Raw genomic sequence first — 5,277 nt, forward strand, 5'->3', positions numbered from 1 at the left:
AACTTTACGCTCAATGTTCTTTTTCCAACGCTGAATTGTCGTTGTACTGATTTGATATTCTTCGGCAAGCTCTCGATAACTGTAACCTTCGTCAAGCTTGTCTAATATCATTTGTCTGTAGTCTTTTGAATATGCCATCTTATCAGTGTATCTTATTTATGGGGCTATGACTATATGAGATGCAAACCATTACAAACGAACAATGCGCGAACATAAATTCTCGCTATCAAGTTGGCGTTTAATTGTTAAAATAGAGCAGTGATTAAGAGTAAAAGAACGCTAAAACCAAACATTTGCTATGGAAATTGCTAACTTTGGCCTCATTAAGGCAGATAGCTGTATAGAATCCTTTATAATAGCGGATATCTGCACTCGCATGACTATGAACATGATGCCTAAAAACTCTATTTAAAACCAGCGTATACGTACAAATATCAAAGCGCGTTTACCTAAGCAAACCCTACACCTATAAAAGAACTGATTGATTTATGACAATAGCTGCTTTAATCCCCGAATTCGCCGTTGGTCAACGTTATTTATCTGATACCGAGGCTGAGCTTGGCCTAGGCGTGGTTATAGATGTCGATGACCGCTGTGTGCATATCTTATTTGCGCAAAGCGAAGAGACCCGGGTCTATGCCAAAAACTCGGCACCTTTATCTCGAGTAACCTTTAAGGTGGGTGACGAGATTACCGACCAAGAAGGTAACACGCATATTGTTACTGGATTAGAAGAGGTAATGGGGGTGGTTAAATATCATGTGGAAGGTCATCCGCGTGGCATTATGGAAACCCGTTTGGCAGCCAATATTACTTTGGCTAAGCCCTTAGAACGTCTGCTGGCAGGTCGTGTTGAGCGTGGGGATTGGTATGAGCTGCGTCAAGATATCCTGCGTATGCAGTCTGCTTTGGCCGGCCATCCGTTAAAAGGCCTGATGGGCGCTCGCGTTGATATTATTCCGCACCAATTATATATCGCTCACGAAGTCGGTAAGCGTATTGCCCCGCGTGTGTTATTGGCCGATGAAGTGGGTCTAGGTAAGACCATTGAAGCAGGTCTGATTATTCATCAACAATTGCTTACTGGTAAAGCACAGCGTGTCTTGATTTTGGTTCCTGACAGCTTGCAGTATCAGTGGATGGTCGAGATGCGCCGCCGCTTTAACCTAAACTTTGCGCTATTTGATCTAGTGCGTACGGCTGCTATTAAAGAGCATAACCCCGATCAAAACGTGTTCGCTACTGAGCAGTGCATCATTGCAAGCTTAGACTTACTGCTAGACCACCATGACTTATATGAGCAGGCTCTTGAAGCAGGTTTTGACTTATTGGTAGTCGATGAGGCGCATCACTTACATTGGGACCCAGAACAAGGTGGCAATGATAAGTATGAGCTGGTGGCAGACTTTGCTCATGAGACCCCAGGCGTATTGCTATTAACCGCTACTCCAGAGCAGCTGGGCGTTGAAAGTCACTTTGCCCGTTTGCGTCTACTAGACTCAGACCGCTTTGATGATTTAGATGACTTTATTGACGGTCAGGCTGCCTTCTCTGATACCGCTGCTGTGGCAGAGGTATTGATGGATCAAAAGCCTTTAACCGAAGGTCAAATCAAAGCCCTAACTCATCTATTAGGCTTTAGTGATCCTGATGAGTTGGCCAACATTAATGAAGACGATAAGCTACGCACTTATGCGTTAAATCAGCTATTAGACCGTCATGGTACGGGCCGTGTGTTATTCCGCAACACCCGAGACAGCGTACAAGGTTTCCATGGTCGTGCTAGTGTGCCACACCCGCTGCCATGCCCTGAGGCTTGGATTGGTAATTATCAGACCTGCGGTAAACTACGTGAACAGCTGTGGGGTGAAGAGAATCAACCTGATGGCAGCTGGCTAGAAGATGACCCGCGTGTGCCTTGGTTGATTAAGTTATTAAAAGAAGAATTAAAGCAGAAAAAAGTGCTGCTTATTGCCCGTAGTGGGGCGACGGTCGAAAGCTTAGAGGCGGTACTACGTCTACATGCAGGTATCAAGACGGCCATCTTCACTGAGCAGATGAGTCTGCTTGAGCGTGACCAAGCGGCTGCTTTCTTTGCTGATGAAGCTGGAGCTCAAATTCTATTGTGTTCAGAGATTGGTTCTGAAGGCCGTAACTTCCAGTTTGCTAGCCACTTAGTACTGTGGGATTTACCTGCTAATCCAGATACTTTAGAGCAGCGTATTGGCCGCTTGGACCGTATCGGTCAGACCCAAAAGATTACTTTGCACGTGCCTTATGTGCAAGGCACGGCTCAAGAGCGTATGTACCAGTGGTATGACTCAGCTCTGAATATCTTTAATCAGATTTCACCGACTGCCCAGACGGTACAAGAGCAGTTTATTGTTGATCTAAAGCCTTTGCTTGAAGGTGAAGACAATGAAGACAATCGTGCAGCTTTAAGCAACTTAATTGTTGAAGCAGCCAGCGTACGTGAAGAACTAGAAGCGGAATTGCAGTCAGGTCGTGACCGTCTACTTGAGTACAACTCTTGTCGTCCTCGCGTTGCCAGTCGTATCGCCGATGCGATGAGCGATTTTGATGCCAATAACTTATTGCCATCTTTCTTAGATCGCTTCTTCTCTTCAGTGAATTTAGATCACAGTGTGCAACGTGATGGCTCTTGGGTTATTCACCCACCAGAGGCAGAAAACAGTCAGCATACCGATGTTGATAACCTGCCTATCTCTGAAGATGGCATGACGTTAACCTTTAAGCGTAGCCAAGCCTTAGTGCGTGAAGACATGGACTTTATTACCCACGAGCATCCGCTAATGTTAGCCATTTATGACATGGCCAACTCGGGTACCTTTGGTAATACCACAGTGGCGATGCTAAAGAGCAACACGGTTCCAGAAGGTATGCTGCTGTTAGAAGTTAACTTTAGAGTGGCAACCATTGCACCAAAAGTTCTAAACTTGGGTGCGACTTTACCGACTCAAAATTTACGTGTATTCTTAGGCGAGCAGGGTGGGGATTTATCTGACCGTATCACGGCGGATATGATTATGCCGCACATTGAGCGTTTGGATAAAAATCGCTCACGTCAGGTAGTTAAAGTTCGTAATCAGGTCATTGAGTCACGTTATTATGATGCTGAGGCCATTGCTCAAAGTAAGCTAGAGGACATTAGTGCTCAAGCAATGGCTCGTTTTAGCCAAGTGTGGGAGCGTGAAATTAGCCGCCTAAAACAGCTACAACAAGTTAACCCGAACGTTCGTTATGAAGAAATCGAGCGTCTTGAGTCTTTAAAAGCCCAAGGTGAGCAGGCTTTACGTAGCTTATCACTAGTGCCAGACAGTATTCGAGTATTGGTGGCGGTAAAGCCATAGAGCCTAGCTTTTAAGTTCTCAAGCTTTAATACTGACTTTTCAAGTTTAGCAAATTAAGTTTAACAAAGCCCTCCTTCACAAGGAGGGCTTTTAGTTTTTTGGCTTATGCGGTACTCTAAACTTATAAAAAATCTATTATTATTGAGGCAATAGCTTATGACCCCAGCCATCAATTTAGCAAAAAAACTAAAGCTTAATTATCAGATTCACGAATATGAGCATTACCCTAGTGCGGAGTCTTATGGGCTAGAGGCGGCTGATAAATTAGGTCTGCCTGCTGAGCAGGTATTTAAGACTTTGGTTGTAGAGACAGAATCGGCCAAGCTTGCCGTTGCGGTTTTACCAGTTGTTGATACGCTAAACTTCAAAAAAATGGCCAAAGCCTTGGGCTGCAAAAAAGTACAAATGGCTGACCCTAAGGTAGTTGAGCGCAGCAGCGGTTATGTCCTAGGCGGGGTCAGTCCCTTGGGTCAAAAAAAGCGTCTACCCACGGTAATCCATGATTCAGCCCAAGCTTTAGAAACTATCCATGTCAGCGGCGGTAGACGAGGGCTAGAGATCGAGCTGCCACCACAGCAATTAGCGGATACCCTAAGTGCTAAGTTCGCTGATATAACTGATTAAAGTGTTTTGTTGTAAGCTGTATTACGTTAGAGTATTTGCTTTAGAGTATTTGCTTTAAATCATTGTTTTTGCTTTAAAATACTGTCCTTCAAAATTACTGACGCCACCTAAATTAGAGAGCCTCCTATGCCACATGTTATCGTTCAAGCTACCCCCAATGTCACTATCAAAAACCCAGAGAGTTTACTAAAAAAACTAAATAGCACCCTATGGGAAACCGGACATTTTGGGTCACCACAAGCAATTAAAGCCAGATTATTGAATGTAGAGAACTTCCTAGTGGGGATTGAGGACGACCAACAAGAGGAAGGCTTTGTTTATATTCAGCTACGACTGATGCCAGGACGTAGCCAAGAAATTAGAGAGGACTTGGCTGAGAAGCTGCACACTTGCTTGAAGCAGGAGTTAGTAGAGCAGCAATCGGGCCGAGTCTCGGTGCAGTATTGTGTGGAAGTGATTGAGCTTACGGCAGCTTATAAAAAAGAGAAGATATAGCCAGTCATAGAGTAATTGACACCTATAGCAAAAAAGAAAACCCCATACAGATAGACTGTATGGGGTTTTTATATTTAACGATGAGGGCTTAATGTTGCTTTAACAGAAAAGTTGGTTACGCCTTTTTTTGTGCACAAATGGCCACATAATCACCACGATCGTAGCCTTCAACGACCTCTTGTACTTTATCATTAGCAAACATAGGGTGAGTTAATAGCGTTTGTGCGTATTCAAAATTGGTTAAGCCAGCTGCTTTCATCAGCTCAATTTTCTCATCTGAGGTGCGCCAGTTTGCACTGCGAACCAGCTCAATAGGGTACGGGTCTTTAGGCGAGATATGAGCCAATAGCTTATGATCCCAAGTATCAACTGCACTGGCTAGGTTGTATAAGCTCGCAAACCCACTTTCTTTGGGCACATCAATGAGAATTAGCTTACCGCCGGGCTTTAACGCCTCATGGGCTTTATCACCGGTCGCCGTAAAACCACCCACTTCAGGGGGTGGATATAAGGCGACACACACTGTCGTAAGAAGTCGTTAAAGGGTTGTAAGCTAAAATTAATCTTGCCATACTAAGCATATGAAAACCCTCAAGCTACGCATTAAAGACAAACACATAAAAGAGCTGAATCGTCTAAGCGGTTCAGTGAACTTCGTGTGGAACTATATAAATGCACTTTGCTTTGAGCATCTAAAACGTACCGGTAAGTACTTTTCAGCCTATGATTTAAACCAGTACACCAAAGGTAGCGGTGAATATTTAGGATTACACAGTCAGACCTTACA

5 protein-coding genes and 1 pseudogene are annotated in these 5,277 nt (G+C 44.2%); 4 read left to right on the forward strand and 2 right to left on the reverse strand.

Annotation, left to right across the window (positions count from 1 at the left end; translation table 11 throughout):
• The coding region (locus A1232T_RS00680) for a helix-turn-helix domain-containing protein (protein ID WP_007395620.1) at positions 1-138 on the reverse strand (138 nt) is incomplete at its 3' end.
• Positions 139-488: 350 nt separating this feature from the next.
• Between A1232T_RS00680 and rapA the strand changes: the two genes are divergently transcribed.
• The 3 genes from rapA (at position 489) to A1232T_RS00695 (ending at position 4,490) form a co-directional block, all read left to right on the forward strand.
• The gene (gene rapA / locus A1232T_RS00685; RefSeq protein ID WP_077447568.1) at positions 489-3,371 is read left to right on the forward strand and encodes an RNA polymerase-associated protein RapA; all 2,883 of its coding nucleotides are present in this window, start codon (positions 489-491) and stop codon (positions 3,369-3,371) included.
• 156 nt (positions 3,372-3,527) lie between these two features.
• Positions 3,528-3,995 carry a Cys-tRNA(Pro) deacylase gene (gene ybaK, locus A1232T_RS00690; protein WP_077447569.1) on the forward strand — a complete coding sequence of 156 codons (468 nt, stop codon included), beginning with the start codon at positions 3,528-3,530 and terminating at the stop codon, positions 3,993-3,995.
• Between the two features lie 126 nt (positions 3,996-4,121).
• On the forward strand, positions 4,122-4,490 hold the full coding sequence (locus tag A1232T_RS00695; protein WP_077447570.1) for a 5-carboxymethyl-2-hydroxymuconate Delta-isomerase: 369 nt from the start codon (positions 4,122-4,124) through the stop codon (positions 4,488-4,490).
• 115 nt (positions 4,491-4,605) lie between these two features.
• Here A1232T_RS00695 and A1232T_RS00700 read toward each other — a convergent pair whose 3' ends face one another.
• The gene (locus tag A1232T_RS00700) at positions 4,606-5,013 is read right to left on the reverse strand and encodes a hypothetical protein (RefSeq protein ID WP_244152320.1); all 408 of its coding nucleotides are present in this window, start codon (positions 5,011-5,013) and stop codon (positions 4,606-4,608) included.
• A gap of 58 nt (positions 5,014-5,071) precedes the next feature.
• Here A1232T_RS00700 and A1232T_RS00705 point away from each other — a divergent pair.
• Positions 5,072-5,277, forward strand: a pseudogene (locus A1232T_RS00705) (RNA-guided endonuclease InsQ/TnpB family protein); the annotation flags it as partial.

The sequence above is a fragment of the Psychrobacter pasteurii genome (assembly GCF_900162815.1).
In the GTDB taxonomy this organism is placed as follows: domain Bacteria; phylum Pseudomonadota; class Gammaproteobacteria; order Pseudomonadales; family Moraxellaceae; genus Psychrobacter; species Psychrobacter pasteurii.

Bases quoted from the DNA above. Each gene is read 5' to 3' on its own strand.
- ybaK (WP_077447569.1), top strand. From the start codon at position 3,528: ATGACCCCAGCCATCAATTTAGCAAAAAAACTAAAGCTTAATTATCAG.
- rapA (WP_077447568.1), top strand. From the start codon at position 489: ATGACAATAGCTGCTTTAATCCCCGAATTCGCCGTTGGTCAACGTTAT.
- A1232T_RS00695 (WP_077447570.1), top strand. From the start codon at position 4,122: ATGCCACATGTTATCGTTCAAGCTACCCCCAATGTCACTATCAAAAAC.